Consider the following 20,606-nt stretch of genomic DNA (forward strand, 5'->3'; position numbering starts at 1 on the left):
CTGCGAAATTCAGGGGAATGCTGTTTACGGGGCTTTTTGCTGGTTGATACTGTTTTTGTCATGTGAGTCACCTCTGGTTGAGAGTTTACTCACTTAGTCTCGTGTCCACTATTCGCGGGTAGGATCAGAAAGGCTGAAAAGCCGCGACGTTAACATCGCTGCGATTGCTCTCTCCCGCAAAGCTATGCTGCCAGGAGGCCAAATAGCCGTACTGGAATTGGGGTGAACTGGCGTCGAAAAGTACGTTCACTAAACCAGCAGACCATTTTTCACTGCCTGACTCGTCCTGTGTCGCGGTTGGTGCGGTCAATTGTGGACCAAAACCAAAACTGACAGCCGGATTTCCCGTATCGATTAACCATGCGGTAAACAGGTTGAGATCGCCTAAACCTGTCTGGTGTCCCCCGGTGGGGACAGAAGACCAGGTATTAATCGGTAGAGAGGCTCGCAACAGCCATTTTCTTTCACCCAGAGAGAAAGGTTGGGCATAACGGAACCAGAATTGATTGGCATCTTTATCGCTGCCGCTCACATCACCGATATAGTAGTTCTGCATATTGAAGGCGGTCATATTGGCCAAAGGGTTATTTGCCTGCGCAGAATCTCCGCCCCCTTCAGCGCCAAAGGTAATGGTATGAGCACCTCCCACCACATGGAGTAGGTAACATTTTATTCTGAGTGGAGTGACAGTCCGCTTAGTGCTGTGAGTTGACCTGATGGATACAAACCACACATGATTTTTATCGCTTCAATTAACTAGTTTACTCATTACAACGTATCCACACGTCTTCAACTATGCATATTTCTGCTTAAATTGATTAGCTCAACTATTTAACCTATGTGCTGAAAATCGCTCATCTTGAAGGTCTTGTCGTTCAGTGCATCTGTCCCGCCATAAAAACGCATTGCCGGCAGGGGTCGCTTGCCAGAAGTCGGGATCCAGTTATTTTCCAGACCTGCTGGCGCATGAGGCCCGATATAAAGGGTCACGCCGCCATCACCATTCTTTTGCATCCTGTCGAGGTCGTAGGATGAGAGCGTAGTTCTACCGCTTTCACTGTAAATAAACGACATAGTGTCACGGTTATACACGGTCAGCGCCCAGAACTGTTTCACCGGCATCTGGGCGGGAACGTCGAGTTTATAATTCTCACCGGGCCGCAGCGGGGCCCCGTCAGCATCGGCCAGCGCCATCAGGTACTGCGTGGCGGGTGAAGCAGAGAGTTGTTCAGGCATATAAGTGCACCAGAAATATTCCGCTGCACGATTGATGAGATCAATCCGGTCTTCATAGGTAAACGTGAACCGGTTGTTCTTATCCGCCTGCAGCAGAGAAGCGTAATGCCTGTCAGGCCAGTAGAGCTTGTCCTGGGGAAAATTGTCGTACCATTGCTGCATGAAAAACCATGCGTCGACAGCGGCCTGACGCATCGCCGCCTTCGTCACATCATCCGGGTTGTAAGGTTTACCCTTTTCGATGCCGAGAGAGGTCAGCATACCCATCATCACCTTATCCTGCTCGCGGACTGGCTCCACACTCAGCACGGCATGCATGTCTTCAAAATGGCGCTCATCGTAAAAAGGTAGCGTGGGGTAAACCCTGTCACTGGGATCGACAAATTTTTGCGCCGGCGGGCTGCCGGCTTCGCTGAGATAATACATGCGCAGCTTTTTCGAATACTGATATGCATCGTCCGCAGATTTACCCGCGGCAGGTACCGAGCGAAAAGCAAAGGCAATGCGGTAGTTGGGTGACGGCACGTGCAGATAACCTTGCGGGATGGCGCCCTCATAGCCCGGCGGCGTGAGAAGATATTTGGCGCTTTTTCCTTTGTCCATACCGGCGGGACCGACGTCAGCAATGGTGAACTGCCAGGCATCAACAATCTGCCCGTACAGGCTGCCTTCTTCCCCCGAGGCAGGGACTTCAAGCACTACCGGCCCTTTCTGAAGGTCAGTGAACGCTGTGATATAGGGTGTCGTACTGTTGGCCGTGATGGCTTCCAGCAAAGGTGTGGCGGTGCGGGAATAGGCCACAATGTCATTGTCCTTCATCCCGAGGTCGCTGAAAGCCGCACGCCTGAAGCTGTATATAGCCACGGCGGGCATATTCCACAGCACGGCTTCAAAGGCACGCTGATATTTAAGCTGATAGGCAAAATCAGAAACGGAGCAGACCGCGCCGGCAGGCGGCATGCCTCCCTGAGTTTCACCTTTGTCCCCTGCGCCCCTGCTGATCGGGATATTTAACGGACCGGCATGAGCAACCGGGAGATGCCTGAAAGCGGCCAGGCCTGCAGCGGTACCCAGCATCAGGCGGTAAAACGTTCTTCTGGATATATCAGTCATGACGGCTCCGTAAAAACGCAGGGAAGTTTAAGCGGCTGACCGTGACAGAACCCGAACAGATTTACCGGATCCGGCAGGCGTGTTTTGTCTCTGGAGGTGAGTCTAGGAAGAATTTCAGATTTGAGCAATGTTCTGAAACAGCATGAAAATTTGAGTTATGACTATACTCAATCTGAAAATAAGCCAGCCGTGATGGCTTTCAGATTTCACACTCATTATCGCATTCATCGTTATCAAGCTTCCCGCCAGCTGTAACGCGGTCTCAGTCTTTCTCTGCAACAGAGGAACACATAATGAACGTTAAGACACAATTATCTGTATCTCTGCTCCTCCTGATGTCAGGACCGCTTTATGCGGCTGGCCAGGATTCGGCGCAGGCGAACAATCCGCTCGCCAACATGACCGCCTTTAATATGCAGAACTACTACATTGGTGATGTCAGCGAGAGTGATAAAAACGCCAATCAGTTCTGGTTACGCTATGCGAAACCCTTTTCCCTGGGCGAAACAAACTGGATCCTCCGCGCCTCTTTGCCTCTGAACACTTATCCCTCCCCCCCTTCCGGTGCGCATCAGACCGGTCTTGGCGACCTTAACCTTTTCACCGCTTATCTGTTCGATACCGGCAATCCGGCGGTGAGCTTTGGTTTCGGACCACAGATCACGGCTCCGACGGCATCAGATCATTCACTTGGCAGCGAAAAGTGGTCTGCCGGACTGGTGAACGTGCTGTTTGACGCCAGCAATCCAACCATTCAGTACGGCTATCTGGCCTCGTGGCAGCACAGTTTTGCCGGAGAGAGTGACCGCAGCGACGTGAACATTGGTGCATTCCAGCCGTTTGTTTTCTACCAGCTGGGTGGTGGCACCTACCTGCGTTCAGCGCCTATCTGGAATTACAACTTCCAGAATGACAGCTACGGCGTGCCACTGGGCCTCGGCGTGGGCCAGATTATTAAACAAGGTAAGACCGTCTATAACGTGTTTGTTGAGCCACAGGGCAGCGTCGCAGATCGGGGCCCGGGCCAGCCGCGATGGCAGATTTTTTTCGGGCTTAACCTGCAGTTTATGGATTGAAAGCCTCTGTTAACCGCTTTATACGTTCACTAAAGGATGATCTCGGTATGAAAAGCAGAAAGCTAATCTTAACCACGCTGGTACTGGCCGGTATCGCCAGCTCCCTGATATCCGTCACAGCGCAGGCGACCGAGCCTGCCTATCAGGATCCTGTCCTGACGCTTCAGGGGTCTCCGGAAGTTTTCAAAAAAGGTATGGAGGTCGACGGATACAGCTCAGCTGTAGCGGCATGGGGATGGGGCTATCCGATTGTGCGCATGGAACAGATAGTCAGGGAATACACCGATGTCCCATCGCCCAAACCGCCAACCAGTTACCGCGCGCCGCTTAACCAGATTGGCTGGGCAACTGAGCTGGCCACGCCTGCGGCAAAAGATATGCCGACGGCGAATAACGATACGCTTTACATGAGCGCCGTGGTTCAGCTCGATGAGCCTTATGTTCTGACGGTGCCGGATGTGCACGATCGCTACTATGTCGTGGACGTATTCAATATGTGGCAGGAGCTGGAGCACTATATCGGCCGGCGCACGACCGGCACCGGAGCAGGTAAGTTTGTGTTTGTCCCTCCGGGATGGACCGGGGCTCTTCCCGCCGATGCGACCGTACTGAAGGTGTCAACAAACAAGATCTGGTTATGGGGACGCATGCGAGTGAGTGAAGGGGAAGACATGGCGCCCATTCGTGCATTACAGAAGGCTTTCCATCTTGAGTCGGCCAGCGGCAAGGTCTATCACGACACGCTGCCTCCGATGCCAGCCCTGAAAAACGACGGGCTGGATTTCTTCCGCCAGCTCGCCTTCGCCATGAAATCAAACCCGGTGAAGCCACAGGACACGGGGATGTTCGGTCAGTTCAGCCGCTTCGGTCTGACGGAGAAAGGATTTAATACGGATAATATCCCACCGCCCATCATTGAAGGCGTTAAACGTGGCGTGATGGATGCGCCAAACGTAGCTGTATCCACGCTGGTCAGCACCTCGGAAGTACGCCAGGGCTGGAGCTATGTGAAAGGACTTGATGACTTTGGCTATAACTACCCGTTGCGCGCGCTGGTCGCAGGGCCTTATCTGGGTGGACAGGGGGAAAAAGAGGCTGTTTATCCTATCCGTTACAATGACAGTGAAGGTCATGCTCTTACGGGCGCCAGCAGCTATACGCTGACGCTGGATTCTGAGCCACCGGTTAATGCGTTCTGGTCTATTACGATGTATGACGCCAGCAATAAAATGCTGGTAACTAACACCCTTAACCGGTTCAAAGTAGGTTCTGACACACCCGGCCTGATTAAAGGCAAAGACGGTAAAATAAATATCATCCTGTCTCATTCCAAACCCACTGAACCTGACGCAAACTGGCTACCCGCCCCTGAGAAAAATTTCTATCTGCTGTTCAGGATGTATCAGCCGAAAGAATCGGTAATGGATGGCAGCTGGAAATTACCTGAAGTCGTTAAAAAATAATGTGTAACAGCGCTGATGCAGTCTGCTTCAGCGCTTAACTTTTGTTTACCGATATTAATTTTTTGGAGCATTGAGGAGTAAACGTGATTGCTTTGTGAAGTTATCAGGTTTTTACAAAAGAAAGTTAAAGAACATGAACTGCCTTAATTATTTCATCACAGCATCAGTCATTAAGTTGTCTGAGGGCATGCTGAAGTTTGTTAGCACATAAACCAAAGAATTGAGCTGAAGCGAACGTCCACTGTTAGCTCAAAGCAGTTATGCAATGACTCTACAACAACAAATTGACCTCATCACTGGTTATGAAATGTTATTTTGAACAGGTAGTTACCTCTCTAACTTTGTCTGCTCCTTTATCTCGTTAGATAGCTTCCAGCCTTGTAGCCCGTGTCGCAATCCATTCGACCTTACACGCCCATAATTTCATTAAACGTCTGTAAGTGAGTGACTGAACATGAACAGCATGGTCGTTGGCGCTGACATCGCCAAAAACGTTATTCAGCTTCACTATGTGGATACTGAAACCGGAGAAGTGATCAACAAGGCGGTTAAACGCACCTCGTTTTTGAGCTTCTTTCAGAACCGGAAGCCCCGTTTAGTCGGTATGGAGGCCAGCGGAGGCGCTCATCACTGGGCCCGGCAACTGAGTCTTCTGGGACATCAGGTCAAGCTGATGCCCGGCGCCTACCTATGTGAAAGTGTTCAATATACGTAACAAAAATGATATGGCAGACGCTGAAGCAATCTGGCGCGCTGCTCAGCAGCCGGGTAAAGCTGTTGCGGTGAAAACGGAAGCGCAGCAGGCGATGCTGGCACTTCACAGAGTGCGATTTCTCCTCGTTAAATCAAGGCAGATGCAGGTCCATGAACTGCACGGATTGTTGGCTGAGTATGGTGAAGTTATGCGCAAAGGCAGAGCGAGCCTTTTCAGCAGCATGCCTGACATCCTGGTGCGTCTGGAGGAGAGATTACCTGCTGAACTCATTGAAACTCTGCGTGAACAGCTCGCGGAAATTGAACGCCTTGAGCATCGTATCTCTGCACTGGAGCGACGAATCAAATCGCTAAGCAAAGATGATCCCGGTGTAAGAGCGATCAGCGATATTCCCGGCGTTGGTTTTCTGACAGCAACAGCGGCCATTGCAGCAATGGGAAGCGCCGGTGCATTTCGCTCAGGACGGGAGTTTGCGGCCTGGATAGGTCTGGTTCCAAGACAAACCGGTACAGGCGGCAAAGTGGTACTGAAGGGCATCAGCAAGCGAGGTGATAAATACCTGCGTAAACTACTGATTAACGGTGCGCACAGCGTTATTCAAAATGCTAACGAACCGGGGGCGTGGGTAACCAATCTTCTCAAGAGACGGACAGTAAACGTTGCATCAGTCGCACTGGCCAACAAAATGGCCAGAACCATATGGGCAGTTCTGGCACACAATAAGCCGTATATCAAAGCACCGCCAGAAACGGTGCAGCGTTTAAACATTCAAGATCAGTAAGTCTCCTGCGATTGCGCGGGTAGTTGTAAGTAATGACATGACAGGTCAGACCGGGGCGCACTAAACCTGAAAAAAGTATCGAACTGCGGGTTCGTAAAGGTAATGAGGCGTGCGCCAGCGGAAATCATTAGGGCCCGCGACAGCCCAGGCTGACGCAGCAAGGCCGAATATATAACTGCAATCGCCTTAATGTCATCACCCCACAACTGCCTGGCATACGGGAGGTGCTCATATATACTTATTGGAAGTGCGATGACACTTGAAAGAAATAATTTTTTAAGCAGTGATTTCATAAAAACCTCTGGCCTATTGATTTCATTTGCAACTTAATCTGGCTAATCATTGAGTGTGATTTTTATTGCATGTCGTATCGGGTGGGTTTATATGTACAACAAGACATTGAGCTTATGTCATCTTCCGCTTGAATAAATGATAATGAAGTCAACGAAGGGGCTGTCGACACATCCAAAATTAAAGGCTTCGATTTCATGAGTGTCCTTGAAGATTAATATCTAAAGGATTGAATTAAATGACTAAAAGGTCAGCAAGATTGGAGTTGTTTAGTACTAATGACTGGTAGTTAATGGCGAAATGGGAAGTGAAATGAAACATTTCGATTTAATCGTAGTACACCGCTGGGCTTAATCAAACATTAGTGATGATTTTTAATATTTTTTATTCAAATATTGATGCGAATCAACTAATTACAATTGACCACTATCGATGTTTAGTTATATTTTTTATTGATTTTCAATGTGTTATAGGATTGGTGGTAAGTATTTCGCACATTTATTGTAATGTTATTACATTGGCTTTAAGTGGCAATCTTAGGCATTTGGTTATTCAATTTACTATAGAATGGCAGAATTTTGATGGATCAGTTCCAGAGTGATTAGCTGAGAGAACATTCTTTAACACTTTGATGATTTTGGTGAAAATATCACCATAATGCAGGTGGGGGGTATATCCATATATTTCAAAGTGTTGGGGTTGAAGAAGGTGTCTATGAAAAAGGTTTATTTTTGTTCTGTCAAAGGTGTTGAACGGAGCTAAAGTACCGAACCATAAACCTATTAAAATCAGATAATTCCTAAGGATGGTTTTATGTTGCGTAATAAATATAATAGCCTTGAGGTCAAACTTTGGAAGAAATTTATACCTCTGTTCATTAAAGATATTAACAGCCAAACTGAATCTCCTTACAACTACTTTTCCGTCTACTTCAGCGACACTGAGGACACTCGTTATCTTCTATCAGGGAATCAGTATGACCACATGAAAACAATCCAACATGTACTTTTGCTTGAGACAAAAGAGAACAAGATGGTCGAAGCTGATTTACCAACCATTGTAAAAATGAAATGTGAAATCATTCATTATAGGAAAAATAGTTCGGCGGTATATTATAGTATAATGGCTTTTGTACTGGATAAATATACTAAGGTGTTGTTTTTAAAAAGCATGATATCCAAGGGGAAGGGTGGGGTTATTTCACTGGTGACCTCCAATACTCTAAGCCTCAGTCACGATCGTTGCGCCATTTTGAAAATAATGCTCAGTGAGCACATTAAACTTAGACCAAGTCGTCAAACTAATGGCTTTAGCGAGCATGATATTCTGAGTATTATTCATGGCCGATTATGGTATAAGCACATTCGGCAGGAGGAATATAAAGTCAAGCTCAGGTTGCTACTGGATTCATTGGTTATAACCGATGATTTGAGTGAGTTTGAGGGGCTTTTCTATATACAAGGCAAGTCGATCAACACTATTGTGGATTATGAAAAAGAATTGTCCTTGAGTAAACACCAATCCAGGGTTCAAAATAATATCTTCAGGCTGACTATTGTCTTGACGGCTCTGTTGGCTATCATCGTTCTTGTCCTGCTGGCATTGGCAGGTATTGTTGATCTCGAAAACGTCTGGAGTAAAGTGCTCGAAATTAAACCGGTCAGATTTTTGATGAAATTCATATAGTGCTAATCACTTGCCAGTGCCGATAAGCGTCTTAACTTAATATAACTTAGGATTTTTATGTGCTGAAATGAACACATCCGACATTATCGATGCTTCTATTATTCCCCCCACAACCATCACTTCCTGTCTGGCTGTTCCGCCTATCAAGTCAGCAAATGTGCACCATTTGCATGACTCACAACGACATAAGTTCGTCGCGTCCCCGGTGTAGGTTTCTTCTATGATAAAAGGGGACGTTTTGACTCAGCGACAGCGAGGGCCACACGCCCGGCGTGAACTTTTAGTCGCACTCGCGCTCAATTTCCTGATAATGCACGCAGGATTTATTTTTATTGAACGCTGTAAACGGAGAGATGAAATGGTCAATGACTACTTTGCACCACCCCCAATGGGTATGACGCCGGAACAATATAAGCGGACCATAGCTGTGGCGGCCGCTTTAGCTGTGGCGAAGGAATCCGTCAGTGCCTCAACCTCTGCCAGCGGTTCAAAAGCGTCGTGGGATCTTCAGGCGGTTGCCAATGAGATCTCCAACCTGGCGGATGCGATTCAGGACGCGCTCGAGCCAGAAGACCAGATTTAACCGCAGATGACTGCACACATGACGGCTGTTTTGGCCGTCTTGTGATTTTTTTTAAAAATATTTTCTCCACCCTGCATCCAGTTGTGACCCTCCTTACGTATATCCCGTTGTGAGCAACTCCTTCGCTCCCCTACAACGAGGATTTATGATGAAAAAGCTAATCACCACTGCAGTCATCTCAGGTGCGTTAATGTTCACTGCCACCACCTTCGCAGCCATGAATTCTGATTCTGTTATGGTCGGCGGTGCCGCCATGTACCCGCAGAAAAACATCATTGAAAATGCCCTCAACTCTAAAGATCACACCACTTTGGTAGCAGCAGTAAAAGCGGCGGGATTAGTCGACACGCTGCAGGGCAAAGGTCCCTTCACCGTCTTCGCACCAACCAATGCCGCGTTCGCAAAATTGCCTGCGGGTACCGTGGATAATCTGGTGAAACCAGAAAACAAAGCCAAGCTAACGAGCATCCTCACCTATCATGTCGTGGCTGGTAAATACGACATGAAAGCGCTGGAGATGAAAATCAAACAAGGTGGCGGTCACGCGGAACTGAAAACCGTTAACGGGCAGCCTTTATGGATTATGAGCAACGGTCCTCACAATATTCAGCTGAAGGATGGTATGGGCAATGTGGCCAATATCAGTACTTATGATGTGAACCAGAAAAATGGTGTGATCGATGTTATCGATACCGTCCTGATGCCTAAGTAATTGTCTATACTCGGAAGGCATTTCAATGCCTTCCGGGAAAAACATGGATAACGTTTTGGCTCAACAGCAGGTGAAATTATTGCGGGCGATTGCGCAAGGCGATCGCCCGTCATTTGAACAACTGTATCGACTCACTTCTCCGCATTTATTTGCAGTTGCATTGCGCACCTTGCGTCAGCCAGCATGGGCGGAAGAAGTGCTGCATGATTGCTTCCTCACCATCTGGAACCGAGCCGACAGCTATGATGCCGCACTCAGCGCGCCCATGACATGGATGACGCATATTGTGCGTAACCGCTGTATCGACTGGTTGCGCAGTGGGCAGGCACGTGAAGCGCTGGCGTCAGAGGAATACAGTGACAGTACTCAGGAAACGGATACTGATAATACAGAGCAGCCGTTCGATGATTCGCAGGCGGCCCGTTTACAACATTGCTTGCAGCACCTCAGCAGTGAGCAGCGGCAAAGTGTGACGCTGGCTTACTATCAGGGGATGTCGCATAGCGATATTGCAGCCTGGTTACAGCAGCCGGTAGGGTCAGTGAAAAGTTGGATCCGTCGTGCGATGGAGCATCTTCGGGAGTGCGTGGGCCTATGAATAACAACAAGCAACATGATGACGCGCTCGCGGCCGAATATGCATTGGGAACACTGCGCGGCAATGCCCGTTTGCGCTTTGAACGGCGGCTACAGCAGGAGCCTGAACTCGCTGCGAAAGTTGCCAGCTGGCAGACGATGTTAACCGGCTTAGATACGCATTTGCGGCCTCAAACACCGCCTGAACGCGTCTGGAAAAAAATCACCTTAAGTCTGCCCGCCAAAACGCCGGTGAAGCGTGCCAATCCTTACGTCGGTTGGCTGGTTGCAGCGGGACTTGCGGCATTCACGCTGGTGTCATATTACAACCATCGACCGGATGAGTTTGCGCCGCTGATCATTCTTGGCGATGCGCAGCAGCAGGGGCAATGGGTCGTGAGCCGCAGCAGCGACAGTCAGTTATTACAACTCACTCCGCTCAAACCTGTCGCTCTCAACGCTGCAAATAGCCTGCAACTCTGGCTGATTCCTGCTGGCAAGCAGCCCATATCATTAGGCTTGCTGGCTAACAATGCGCCCACCCGGATTGAGCTGGACAATAAAACGCTGGCGTCAGGGAGCACCATCGCTATCAGTCTGGAACCACAAGGCGGTTCGCCGACGGGATTACCAACGGGACCGGTATTGTATAGCGGTTTACTCTAATCCTTTGGGATGGCACGCGTTATCTTATTTCTGACATACACTTAATGGGCACAAGGTCGTCAGGAATAACACCATGGTTCCATTGCAACGCAGGAAAGACGATTGGGATAAACAGGATTGGCACACACGCGACGAGATGGTTGCTCACGCCTTGTCGCTGAATTTGCTCTGGCTGGGATTTATTAACATCGGTTTTGCCATCATTATCCTGCTACGCAATAGCTTGTTTCCAGGCTACGACCAAAATCTCCCGGCCAGTCATCACACGCTATGGGCAGTGGACGGCTCCATGCTGTGCATTATTGTCCTGGCACTGGTAGCAATTCTGATCGTAAAAAGACGACGATTACCCCTGGCCACCAGCAAACTCATTCTCGCCATTTTGTTGTGCTGGCAAGGCGTGCTCTGGTCAGTCTGTGCTTATCAGTTCGTTGCCGAGTGGCAATTACCGTTTGCTTATCCGTTTAGCGTGATGTTGATGCTGTCCGCGATGGCTGCGCTGTATGTTTTCCCCCTCACATTATTCCTGTTTATTGTGCCGATTTTAGGGGCGCTATTGCTGGCAAGTCTGCATCTAAACCAGGGGATTAATACCCATTTCTTACTGATCTGGCTGTTCTTTTGTCTGATCCTGATCTCCGGCAGTCTGCTGCTGCAACGATGGTTTACGTTGGCCTGGCAGCGCCACAGTGACAACCAGTTGCTGATATCGCGTCTGGAAATGTTGGCACACCAGGATGCCTTAACGGGGGTAGCCAATCGACGAGTACTCGATGATTACCTGGCATTAATGCTGTCTCAACAAAAGCCTCTTGCTGTGATCATGCTGGATGTCGATTACTTCAAACGCTTTAACGATCACTATGGTCATCAGGCCGGCGACAGTTGTTTGAGCCAGATTGCCGACGTGCTTAATCTCTCTGTACGCACACCTGAAGATTTGGTGGCGCGTTACGGCGGTGAAGAGTTTGTATTGCTACTTCCCGAAGCGGCAATGTCACAGGCCATGACGGTGGCGGAACGCATTAAAGCCAGGTTGATTGCCACTGCGATCCCGCATGCTGCGTCAGACGTGAGTTCAGTGGTCACCGTCAGCATGGGCATCGCTGTTTCAACGGGCCATACGCCAGCCAGGGATCTCATTGCTGCGGCCGACGCGGCGCTATATCGTGCCAAGCAAGCCGGGCGCAATGGTATTGCGCGGTGACGTTGCAGGAATCGCGCATCACTACTCAACAAACTAAGGTTTAGCGGGCGCAAACATCGCCAGTTTCGGGCAACTCACCTGTTCGATGTGCTGATGATAACCCGCCTGATTTTTCTTTTTCAGCGCATCCGCCGCGTTCACGATGGCATCATGATTGTCCGCGCTGTTAAGAAATACCTGCTTAATGCGTTCGTTGGGAATATCCTGCGCCAGATGGCAGTGAGCGCGCAGGTCAGTAATGATCTGCTGCTCGCGCAACGCATAGGACAGGTTGCTGTAAGGGGATTTCGCCACTGCAAGAAACGAGATCATTACCAGCAGTGAACAAGAACCAATTTTCCACATCATCATGCCTCCATTAGACGTTATTCAGGCTTACACAAGGTCGGGTCAAAAACGCTCAGCCAGTCGCGCTGCATATCCACTATAGTCCAGCCATAGCGTGGAGCGAGTGTCAGTCCGGAGATCAGCTTACCGCTGGCCGGAGGATGCGCGTCGTAAGCATATTCCCGCTGCGCATCAGTGTGATGCACCAATAAGCCGAAGGTTTTCGCATTGGGGTTGGAGGAGGTGTATTGCAGCATCGGCACATCTCCATCGCTGTTGCCGAATGCAGCCACCGGCCGATGGCCCAGGAACAGATGGATGGCCACCGGTTTTGCCGCCTCGTCATCATAAAAGGCGCCGTTCATTGTTTTCCGCAACTGAGTGCCATTATCACTCAGGCTAAATTCAGCCAGTGAAAATGAGCCAATCACGTTTTCCGCTGGTATGCCGTACATTTTCTCAGCCAGCACTCGCATAAAATCGATACCGCCGCCGGAAACAATCCATGTCTTAAAACCATTTTTACGCAGGTAATCCAGCAACTGGCGCATAGGCTGGTAACCCAGCGCATCGTAGCGGCAGCCGAAACGGGAATGACGCTGAGTGTCGACCCACTGCTGCACGCGTTGCGTAAATTCATCGGTGGTCATATTGGCGTGCGTCAGTTCAAGCAGATGTATTAGCCCCTTTTTTCCGGCCTTGAGCAATGCCGCTTTGTCATCGGCCAGCACGGCTTGTACTAAAGGATCATGCTGCCATTGCGGATGGGAAGGGGCGAGACGCTTCACTTCATCCAGCGCAAATTGCAGTTGAAAGGTCAGCGGCGCTTCTGGCCACAAGGTGCCGTCATTATCGAACACCACATAACGCTGATTTTCTGGAATAAAAGCATTGCCGCCGGAGAGCGTAGCGCCCTGAACCCACTGCACGATGGCGCGTTTTGCTGCGCTATCCCGCCATGCTGAGAGATCATCAGCCTGCGCGACGGGCAGCCACAACAGCAGTGCAGCTAACAGACATTTTACGTTCATGACTTTCTCCTGGATTGAGGGAGCAAAGAAGGCAGGACGGTGACATGCCACAGGCGTTGCCAGGCGCGAATGGCATAACATAACGCGCGCCACAGCAGAGGGCGCGTGAACCACAGTGCGGCGGCGAATCCCATGATCAGGACAACGATCATCGCAACCTGCCACCAGGGCATTGCGCGCGTTGATTGCAACGTCTGTTCAGCGCCAGCGGCGCGCGCGGGCTGGAGGGTATAACGCGCACCTGGTAATTCGGCCCACTGCCACTGGTGTTGCGTAGTGTTCCACCAGCGGAGTTTTATCGCGGGCAGAACCAGCGTGCCGGGAGTATCAGGTAAATAGCGCAGGCGTTCGACGCGCTGCGTGCCGACGATTTCATCGCGACCTTCGACCAGCGGAGTGTTTACGTCGTCGAGTTTCTGCGTGGTCGAACCGGGTAAATCGATGAGAACCGCAGGGATTTGCGCCGCGATGACATCATGTGCACCTAACGTGATCTGTCGTTCGATCACATCGCCAACATGCAGCGTGTTGTCATTCACTGCACGATATAAGGTGATTTTCTGCGTCAGGGCGAGGCTGGAGGCGGGCAAAAAACGGTCTGGTTGCTCAACATCGGCGGGCCAGTTTACCGTGGTTTCCAGGGCGGGAAGTGTGGCGGTTTTCGGCGCTTGTCCGGCGGACTGCAGCGTGACGTCCAGCGCCGGGATGCGCAGCGCGCCCTGATCCCAGGCCATCAGCTGACGTTCCATGCGTATGCCGCTCCAGCTCACGCCCTGCTCGTTGCGGTTCACTAACTGATTAGGGATCTTTGTCGGCAGCAGCGCGCCATTTTCCACCGGAAAATCAGGCCATTGAGGAGGCGGATTGAACCAGCTGTCAGTCCAGAATGTGATGGCAACGCGCAGCGGTTGACCTGGTACCAGCTGATCCGGCACCACCAGTTCACGGGTCACATCCATGGCGGCGCGCACCGGCAGCGCCAGCATGATCAGGCACAACAGTAGCGCTCTCATGGCGGCTCCGAACGATAGAGGTTTTCAAGCAGGCCGCTGGGAGAAATCGTCAGATTTTGATACCACTGATTGACCTGTGGTGACGCCTGCACGGGCTGCATATCCTGCTGATTGACGCCCTGATTTTTCTGCAAATCTTCTTTAATTGCGTCAGGCGTTTCATCCGGCTCTTTGCGTTGCTCATCCTGCCTTTCTCGCTCTTTCTGCCGAAGCTGCATGATGATATTGGCGATGCTGGCCCGGTTGTGCTGTGCCAGCGCCCAGTCAGGTCGCAAGCTTAAAGCCTGATCATAATTATTTAACGCCTGCTGCCAGTGCTTCTGTTGCGCCTCGCTGTTGCCTGTCCACAGCAAGGATTTAGGTGAAGGAGGAACAAGCCGAAATGCTGCGCTGGCTGAGGCAAATTCTCCGGCGTAATAGAAGGCGATACCGCGCCTGAGAGGATCCTGATAATGCGCGGCTGCGGAGCGGTAATCGCCTTTTGCAAAAGCGCGCTGTCCTTGCATATCCGGGCTAATAAAACTATCCACTAAGGTGGCATGGGCGGGTGGAGCAAGCGTAGCGAGCGGTATCAGGATCAACATCAGCGCCAGCTGTCGCCGCCATAACAATGACAGCACCAGCATCAGCGGAATCAGCCAGTAGCCGCTGTTGAGCCATGGAAGATCTTCACGATCGTTTTGCTGATTGATAAAGTTTTGCTGAATGTGATTTCGCACAGCCCGCAAGTCGTCGTCATCGGTGGTCGCCAGCGTGACTGGCATGCCGCTCTGTTGCAGTTGTTTGAAACGCGCGACGTTGAGCCGGGTATCGATACCGCGCTGGGCGAGCGCTTCGGGCAACACGCCGCCGCGTGCCGTACCTGGCACCCAAAGCTGGATGGGCAAGGTCGAGGTACTGAGCCAGGTGACGTCTGTGGCACTCAGGTTGTCGGCGATCAGCAGGATAGATCGTGGAGAGGGAGGCAGATTTTTGTCAGCCAGCGCCATGGCCGCCTGCAATCCATCACCTTGCGCATCGGGCAACAGTGTGGGCTGCTGGGCCTGCAGAAACAGGGTGAAGAATGCCGGATCGCTGGTCATTGGCGTAGTCAGCCAGGCGCCCGCACGGTAAACCACTAAACCAAAGCGGCTGCCGGGGAGTTGCTGCATCAGCAGAGCCAGCTTGTGCTGCATACGTTCGTGGCGATTTGGCGGCAGATCCTGCGCCAGCATGCTGAGATCTTGTTGCAGGATCACCATCACATTGCTTTGCGGGATTTGATCGGCAGGCAACTGTTTCATCCAACTGGGGCCGGCCAGCGCAACACAACCCAGCGCCAGCAGCCAGGGGAGCAATACACGGGATTTCGGGCGCTGGCCGATAATCAGCCTATGAAACGGTTTATCCAGGATGCGCGTCCACTGGCTGTCTGACTGACGCAGCCACCAGGCCAGCACCACGCACAACGGCAGCCCGATGAGCCACCAGGGGTGCAGCACGTGGAACGCGTTCATGAGGCACGCGCCCGCAGGTGACCCAGCACGGACATCGATAGCATCAGCAGCATGGCAAGGGCCAGCGGCCAGGCAAACAGTGGCTGGCGCAGGGCTGAGCCCAGCGTTTTCACCTGCGCTGGCGTTTGCGCATCGATCGCCTGCCATACGCTTTGCAGCGCCGTACCAGAGTTTGCCGCCTGAAACGCGCTGCCGCCTGTGGTCTGCGCGATATGGCGCATCAGCGCCACGTCCACTTTATCGTCGCCGCTGGCCTGCAGGTCGCCGAATGCAATGGTGTCGACCTGTACATGGTGGGCGGCAGCTAGCTTCGCGGCCATCGCCGGTGGCAGTTGCGAGGCGGTGTCGTTGCCGTCCGTCAACAGAATCGCCATGCGGCTGGCATCTTGTTCCAGAGTGCTATCGAGCAGTTTTACAGCAACGCCCAGTGCATCGCCGATGGCCGTCTGCTGGCCCACCATGCCGGGGGAAAGTTGATCCAGCCGTGCCAGCAACGCTGATTTATCTTCGCTAATCGGCGCAAATGGCCAGGCGCTGCTGGCAAAAATCACCAGGCCGATGCGGTCATCTTTTCGCTGTTGCACGAAGTTGCGCACCGATTGCTGCACAGCCTGTAACCGTGTGATGCCATTGCCTGCATCGTTCTTTTCCATCGAGCCGGAGACATCCAGAATCAACACTAAATTGCGCATCGGTTGGGTCTTCATCTGTGGGGGAAGTAACAGCTCTGGCCGCGCCAGTGCACAGATCAGCAATATCCAACTGCACCAGAACAGCAATGTCTGAAGTGGGCGCCGAGCGGGAGGTGGGTTATCCAGTTCCAGTTCGGCAATGAGCGGCGGCAAGAAAGGCACTCTGACTTCCTGCGCAACCTGTGGTCTGGCGGGCGGTAAAAAATAGCCAATCAGCGGTAGCGGCAACAAAATCCAGGCCCACGGCCAGGCAAAATCAATGCGGCTTAGCAGTTCAGACATCGGGAAGTGCCTCCAGCCAACGTTGCATCTGCTGTCGCATCTGCTGATTATCGGCTTCGCTTAACACATTGTTTTGCTGACAATATCGGGTGCAAAGTTGCTGATGCAGCGCGCTATCCAGCGTGACGCCATGAAGAATCGTCGTGGCATCAATTTGCTGACTGATGAGTGTGCGGGGCTGATGCACCAGATGAATACGTTTGATCAGCTCCAGCCAGCTATCGACATCGGTAGTGTGGTCGATCGCCACGCGAGCTTCTCTGCGCCAGCGGTTGCGATACCAGCGCGCGGATCGCACCAGCAGGAAAGCCAGTAAACACACCAGCAGCACCGTGAGCAGCCACCACCAGCCGACGGGCAGCGGCAGCCAGGAAATAGACTGAGGTAAATCAGGATTTTGCAGCGCAGGGACGCTAAAGCCTTTTGCCAGCATGATCATCCCCCCGCAGTAATTGCGCCAGCAGCGGATTACCCACCACGATATGCCGGACCTCCACGCCGAGTCGCGATAGCCGATTTTGCTGCTGCGCCAGGCGCGCGCTGACGCTATTTTTTATCTGGTCGCGCAAACCGGGTGTCAGGGCGAAAGCGACATGTTGATCCTGATAGCGCGCCGCCAGTTTACCGCTGTCGGGCAGCCGCAAGTGTAAATCGTCCAGCATGACAAATGCCGTGATCTCCGCGCGACGGCGCAGCGCGGCGATCAGCGCTTCACTGTGTTTATCCAGATCGTGAAAATCACTGATCAGCGCCAGCCAGCTGCCGGTAGGGATCTGACTTTGTGCGCGCAGCAGCACTTCGTGCAGGGCCAATGAGGAAGAGGGCTCCTGCGGATAGCGTGTGGGCAGCGCCTGATTAAAGCGCACGATATCGGCCAGTAAAGGTTGCAGTGCCAGTTTAGGAGATCGGCAGCGTTGCAGTGATAACTCGTCGTCATTAAACAACGCGTAGCCGAGGCGATCGCCATCATGCCAGCAGCGCCAGGCGAGCAGGGCCGCGATATGAGCGGCAGCGACTGACTTCATCTGACCGCGCGTGGCAAAAAACATATCCAGTCGCTGATCGAGCAAGATAAAAATCGGGCGCTCTTTCTCTTCGTTATAAAGTCGAATCCATGGCGTGCGTAATCGCGCCGTGGCCTGCCAGTCAATCAGACGCACATCATCACCCGGCTGATAGCGACGTAAACTGTCAAAATTGAGGCCGCGCCCTTGCTGGCGTGACACGCGTTCACCGGCCATGGCGCCAGGCGGCAACTGGCCCGGCGGATTAGCCAGTTGATGTGCATCGGCGGCCAGCGCCAGTAAACCCGGCATCGTGACGGTGAGCGATTCCTCCATCAGGCCACCACTGCATCCAACAGCATCTTCACCACGTCATCGGCAGTGACGCGATCGGCGCTGGCCTGATAGCTCAACATCAGCCGATGGCGTAATACCGCAGGGGCGACACGTTGAATATCAACCGGTAGCACCGCATCGCGCCCTTCCAGCCAGGCCTGGGCCCGACCGGCACGATCCAGCGCCAGCGTGCCGCGCGGGCTGACTCCCAGCGCGACGTAACTGGCAAAGGTGTCACTGACCTGAGCGGGATGGCGCGTCATCTCCACCAGTGAAACAATATAACTTTCAATAGTTGGCGCCACGTAAACATCTGAGATCGCCTGCCAGCAGGTTGCTATCTCCTGCTGGCTCAAACGTGCGGCGTCAGGTTGATGGTGAGGGGTGGTCACACCCTGATATTTTGTTTGTTGCTCGGCGCGCACTAACTGCATCACGCGCTGTTCATTCTCTTTTGACGGATAATCCACCAGTACTTTCATTAAAAAGCGATCCAGTTGCGCTTCAGGTAAGGGCCAGGTGCCTTCCTGATCCACCGGGTTTTGCGTGGCTAACACCATAAATACGCCGGGCAGCGGCCAGCTTTTTCCGGCCACCGTCACGTGCCGCTCCTCCATCGCTTCCAGCAGCGCCGACTGTACCCGCGCCGAAGCGCGGTTAATCTCATCGGCCAGAATGACATTGCCAAACACCGGGCCCGGACGGAAACGAAACTGATCTTCTTCGCGCACGGCATTCTGCTGATAGATTTCACTGCCGGTAATGTCGGATGGCAGAAGATCCGGCGTGAACTGAATACGTTTGAACTCCCCGTCGAGATGGCGTGCCAGTTCCCGCACGGCGCGGGTTTTCGCCAGACCCGGCAAGCCCTCCAGCAGCACGTGTCCATCGCATAACAGAGTAATAATCAACATTCGCACCAGATCCTGCTGACCCAGTACCTGTTGATTCATGTCGCTTTCCAGCGCCAGAAGTTTATCGCGCAGCGCCATGTTCAGCCTCCGTGCGTTGAGGCTGCAGCAGCGTGGCAATGCCCACCAGGATCGGCTGTGAAAAGTCGAAAAAGGCTTTGATACCAGGACAGAGGTAATTCAGTCCTAATTCACCTTCCTCACTGCGGACAATGCGATTTTTAGGGCATTCGCCCCAGCACAGCTTCAGATAGGGGCAGCGTTTGCAGGCGGCGGGAAGGGTATCGCGTTTCCCCATGCCAAAGCCTTTCTGCCGCTCGGAAAACGCCATACTGCCGAGTTTGGTGTGTTTGATATTACCGAGTTGATATTCCGGGTAGACGTAGTGATCGCACGAGTAGATATCGCCGTTTTTCTCAATCGCCAGCCCTTTACCGCAAAACTCTGAGGTGACACAAATCTGGCCGGGCATGCCCATGGTCTGCGCCACCGCCGTTTCGAACAGGTTGACCTGCACACGGCCCAGGTCGTTATTCACCCACTCTTCGAAGGTCGCAATCAGGAATTTTCCCCAATCTTCGGGATCGACCGACCAGTCGGTGACGATGGAATCCAAATCGCCGGGCTTCGCCCTTCGGGTGCCGGTAATGGGAATCGAATCATCGTGCCAGAACTGTGGAGCGGTTTGCTTGAAGTCCACGGGCTCGACACAGGGATTGAACTGGATATAGGTGGCACCGAGTTCGCGGGTGAGGAAACGATAAACCTCCAGCGGGAAGCGCGCATTGGTGCGATTAACTGTGACCAGCGCGTTAAAAGGTACGCCGTGGCGTTTCAAAGCCGCAACGCCTTCCATGACCTTGTCGAACGTAGGTTTGCCACTGCGGGTCACGCGATAGCGGTCGTGCAATTCGCGTGGCCCATCAATCGATAATCCCACCAGAAAATGGTGCTCTTTGAGAAATTTGGCCCAATGGTCGTTGATCAAAATGCCGTTGGTCTGCAGATCGTTTTCAATCCGCTGCCCCGGCTTTTGATACTGACGTTGCAGCGCCACCACTTTCTCAAACCAGCCTAATCCCATCAGCGTTGGCTCGCCGCCTTGCCATGAGAACACCACGCGATCGCCATCCTGGCTGTCAATGTACTGGCGCACGAAGGCTTCGAGGACTTCATCACTCATGCCGCTGTGATCCTGATGCAGCAGCTGTTCTTTGTGCAGGTAAAAGCAGTAATTACAGTCGATATTGCAACGTGAGCCGGTGGGTTTGGCCATCACGTGGAAGCGTCGGGTGTAAACAGGACCTTTACCGCTGTACTGGGTGGCGCTGGGCAACGGGCGCAGCGGCAGCGTGGTGCTGTGTTTCATGGATGCCTCCGTAAACCGGGCGCGAATACGCCCGGTTGTA

Annotated in this window: 20 protein-coding genes and 1 pseudogene; 10 read left to right on the forward strand and 11 right to left on the reverse strand. The window is 52.3% G+C overall.

What is annotated here, in order from left to right:
- Nucleotides 1–124: 124 nt before the first annotated feature.
- Nucleotides 125–580, reverse strand: a complete 456-nt coding sequence (locus tag LBW88_RS14705; protein WP_224933349.1) for a hypothetical protein — start codon at nt 578–580, stop codon at nt 125–127.
- A 251-nt stretch (nt 581–831) separates the two neighbouring features.
- Entirely contained in the window at nt 832–2,349 is a 1,518-nt protein-coding gene (locus LBW88_RS14710) for a DUF1254 domain-containing protein (protein ID WP_224933348.1), read from the reverse strand.
- Between the two features lie 293 nt (nt 2,350–2,642).
- On the opposite strand from LBW88_RS14710, the gene LBW88_RS14715 reads away from it, so the two are divergent.
- From LBW88_RS14715 to LBW88_RS14760, 10 genes and pseudogenes are all read left to right on the forward strand, one after another.
- Nucleotides 2,643–3,425 (forward strand): hypothetical protein, encoded by a 783-nt coding sequence (locus tag LBW88_RS14715; RefSeq protein ID WP_224933347.1) that lies wholly within the window; start codon nt 2,643–2,645, stop codon nt 3,423–3,425.
- 47 nt (nt 3,426–3,472) lie between these two features.
- Nucleotides 3,473–4,888, forward strand: coding sequence for a DUF1254 domain-containing protein (locus tag LBW88_RS14720; protein ID WP_224933346.1), 1,416 nt, complete (start codon nt 3,473–3,475; stop codon nt 4,886–4,888).
- 454 nt (nt 4,889–5,342) lie between these two features.
- Nucleotides 5,343–6,384 (forward strand): annotated as a pseudogene (locus LBW88_RS14725) (IS110 family transposase).
- 1,104 nt (nt 6,385–7,488) lie between these two features.
- Nucleotides 7,489–8,361, forward strand: coding sequence for a hypothetical protein (locus LBW88_RS14730; RefSeq protein ID WP_224933345.1), 873 nt, complete (start codon nt 7,489–7,491; stop codon nt 8,359–8,361).
- 353 nt (nt 8,362–8,714) lie between these two features.
- Nucleotides 8,715–8,759, forward strand: a complete 45-nt coding sequence (locus LBW88_RS26640) for a hypothetical protein (protein WP_353604888.1) — start codon at nt 8,715–8,717, stop codon at nt 8,757–8,759.
- Nucleotides 8,750–8,944 (forward strand): hypothetical protein, encoded by a 195-nt coding sequence (locus LBW88_RS14740; RefSeq protein WP_224933357.1) that lies wholly within the window; start codon nt 8,750–8,752, stop codon nt 8,942–8,944. The genes LBW88_RS26640 and LBW88_RS14740 overlap by 10 nt, the downstream gene beginning before the upstream one ends.
- Before the next feature lie 148 nt (nt 8,945–9,092).
- On the forward strand, nt 9,093–9,656 hold the full coding sequence (locus LBW88_RS14745) for a fasciclin domain-containing protein (protein WP_034827547.1): 564 nt from the start codon (nt 9,093–9,095) through the stop codon (nt 9,654–9,656).
- A 43-nt stretch (nt 9,657–9,699) separates the two neighbouring features.
- Nucleotides 9,700–10,254 carry an RNA polymerase sigma factor gene (locus tag LBW88_RS14750; RefSeq protein WP_224933344.1) on the forward strand — a complete coding sequence of 185 codons (555 nt, stop codon included), beginning with the start codon at nt 9,700–9,702 and terminating at the stop codon, nt 10,252–10,254.
- Complete coding sequence (locus LBW88_RS14755; protein WP_224933343.1) at nt 10,251–10,898, forward strand: anti-sigma factor domain-containing protein; 648 nt, start codon at nt 10,251–10,253, stop codon at nt 10,896–10,898. The genes LBW88_RS14750 and LBW88_RS14755 overlap by 4 nt, the downstream gene beginning before the upstream one ends.
- A gap of 136 nt (nt 10,899–11,034) precedes the next feature.
- Nucleotides 11,035–12,105, forward strand: coding sequence for a membrane-associated sensor domain-containing protein (locus tag LBW88_RS14760; RefSeq protein ID WP_414004091.1), 1,071 nt, complete (start codon nt 11,035–11,037; stop codon nt 12,103–12,105).
- Nucleotides 12,106–12,138: 33 nt separating this feature from the next.
- Here LBW88_RS14760 and LBW88_RS14765 read toward each other — a convergent pair whose 3' ends face one another.
- The 9 genes from LBW88_RS14765 to LBW88_RS14805 are packed head-to-tail and all read right to left on the reverse strand — an operon-like array spanning nt 12,139 to nt 20,566.
- The gene (locus tag LBW88_RS14765; protein ID WP_224933341.1) at nt 12,139–12,453 is read right to left on the reverse strand and encodes a YicS family protein; all 315 of its coding nucleotides are present in this window, start codon (nt 12,451–12,453) and stop codon (nt 12,139–12,141) included.
- A 17-nt stretch (nt 12,454–12,470) separates the two neighbouring features.
- The gene (locus tag LBW88_RS14770; protein ID WP_224933340.1) at nt 12,471–13,463 is read right to left on the reverse strand and encodes an HAD family hydrolase; all 993 of its coding nucleotides are present in this window, start codon (nt 13,461–13,463) and stop codon (nt 12,471–12,473) included.
- Nucleotides 13,460–14,476, reverse strand: coding sequence for an oxygen tolerance domain protein (locus tag LBW88_RS14775; RefSeq protein WP_224933339.1), 1,017 nt, complete (start codon nt 14,474–14,476; stop codon nt 13,460–13,462). Before LBW88_RS14775 ends, LBW88_RS14770 begins: the two co-directional genes overlap by 4 nt.
- A complete protein-coding gene (locus LBW88_RS14780) occupies nt 14,473–15,972 on the reverse strand; it encodes a VWA domain-containing protein (RefSeq protein ID WP_224933338.1) in 1,500 nt (499 codons plus the stop codon). Before LBW88_RS14780 ends, LBW88_RS14775 begins: the two co-directional genes overlap by 4 nt.
- Nucleotides 15,969–16,946 (reverse strand): VWA domain-containing protein, encoded by a 978-nt coding sequence (locus tag LBW88_RS14785; protein ID WP_224933337.1) that lies wholly within the window; start codon nt 16,944–16,946, stop codon nt 15,969–15,971. Before LBW88_RS14785 ends, LBW88_RS14780 begins: the two co-directional genes overlap by 4 nt.
- Nucleotides 16,939–17,379, reverse strand: coding sequence for a DUF4381 family protein (locus LBW88_RS14790; protein WP_224933336.1), 441 nt, complete (start codon nt 17,377–17,379; stop codon nt 16,939–16,941). The genes LBW88_RS14785 and LBW88_RS14790 overlap by 8 nt, the downstream gene beginning before the upstream one ends.
- Nucleotides 17,360–18,286, reverse strand: coding sequence for a DUF58 domain-containing protein (locus LBW88_RS14795; RefSeq protein ID WP_224933335.1), 927 nt, complete (start codon nt 18,284–18,286; stop codon nt 17,360–17,362). Before LBW88_RS14795 ends, LBW88_RS14790 begins: the two co-directional genes overlap by 20 nt.
- A complete protein-coding gene (locus LBW88_RS14800) occupies nt 18,286–19,278 on the reverse strand; it encodes an AAA family ATPase (protein ID WP_224933334.1) in 993 nt (330 codons plus the stop codon). Before LBW88_RS14800 ends, LBW88_RS14795 begins: the two co-directional genes overlap by 1 nt.
- Nucleotides 19,262–20,566 (reverse strand): anaerobic sulfatase maturase, encoded by a 1,305-nt coding sequence (locus LBW88_RS14805; protein ID WP_224933333.1) that lies wholly within the window; start codon nt 20,564–20,566, stop codon nt 19,262–19,264. The genes LBW88_RS14800 and LBW88_RS14805 overlap by 17 nt, the downstream gene beginning before the upstream one ends.
- Nucleotides 20,567–20,606: the final 40 nt, after the last annotated feature.

The organism is Pantoea sp. alder81, assembly GCF_020179835.1.
In the GTDB taxonomy this organism is placed as follows: Bacteria; Pseudomonadota; Gammaproteobacteria; order Enterobacterales; family Enterobacteriaceae; genus Pantoea.

Coding starts and splice junctions, on each gene's coding strand:
- LBW88_RS14760 (WP_414004091.1), top strand. CDS start 11,035: ATGGTTGCTCACGCCTTGTCGCTGAATTTGCTCTGGCTGGGATTTATT.
- LBW88_RS14745 (WP_034827547.1), top strand. CDS start 9,093: ATGAAAAAGCTAATCACCACTGCAGTCATCTCAGGTGCGTTAATGTTC.
- LBW88_RS14740 (WP_224933357.1), top strand. CDS start 8,750: ATGGGTATGACGCCGGAACAATATAAGCGGACCATAGCTGTGGCGGCC.
- LBW88_RS14780 (WP_224933338.1), bottom strand. CDS start 15,972: ATGAACGCGTTCCACGTGCTGCACCCCTGGTGGCTCATCGGGCTGCCG.
- LBW88_RS14720 (WP_224933346.1), top strand. CDS start 3,473: ATGAAAAGCAGAAAGCTAATCTTAACCACGCTGGTACTGGCCGGTATC.
- LBW88_RS14800 (WP_224933334.1), bottom strand. CDS start 19,278: ATGGCGCTGCGCGATAAACTTCTGGCGCTGGAAAGCGACATGAATCAA.
- LBW88_RS14710 (WP_224933348.1), bottom strand. CDS start 2,349: ATGACTGATATATCCAGAAGAACGTTTTACCGCCTGATGCTGGGTACC.
- LBW88_RS14765 (WP_224933341.1), bottom strand. CDS start 12,453: ATGATGTGGAAAATTGGTTCTTGTTCACTGCTGGTAATGATCTCGTTT.
- LBW88_RS14730 (WP_224933345.1), top strand. CDS start 7,489: ATGTTGCGTAATAAATATAATAGCCTTGAGGTCAAACTTTGGAAGAAA.
- LBW88_RS14715 (WP_224933347.1), top strand. CDS start 2,643: ATGAACGTTAAGACACAATTATCTGTATCTCTGCTCCTCCTGATGTCA.
- LBW88_RS14785 (WP_224933337.1), bottom strand. CDS start 16,946: ATGTCTGAACTGCTAAGCCGCATTGATTTTGCCTGGCCGTGGGCCTGG.
- LBW88_RS14790 (WP_224933336.1), bottom strand. CDS start 17,379: ATGCTGGCAAAAGGCTTTAGCGTCCCTGCGCTGCAAAATCCTGATTTA.
- LBW88_RS14770 (WP_224933340.1), bottom strand. CDS start 13,463: ATGAACGTAAAATGTCTGTTAGCTGCACTGCTGTTGTGGCTGCCCGTC.
- LBW88_RS14805 (WP_224933333.1), bottom strand. CDS start 20,566: ATGAAACACAGCACCACGCTGCCGCTGCGCCCGTTGCCCAGCGCCACC.
- LBW88_RS14795 (WP_224933335.1), bottom strand. CDS start 18,286: ATGGAGGAATCGCTCACCGTCACGATGCCGGGTTTACTGGCGCTGGCC.
- LBW88_RS14755 (WP_224933343.1), top strand. CDS start 10,251: ATGAATAACAACAAGCAACATGATGACGCGCTCGCGGCCGAATATGCA.
- LBW88_RS14775 (WP_224933339.1), bottom strand. CDS start 14,476: ATGAGAGCGCTACTGTTGTGCCTGATCATGCTGGCGCTGCCGGTGCGC.
- LBW88_RS14750 (WP_224933344.1), top strand. CDS start 9,700: ATGGATAACGTTTTGGCTCAACAGCAGGTGAAATTATTGCGGGCGATT.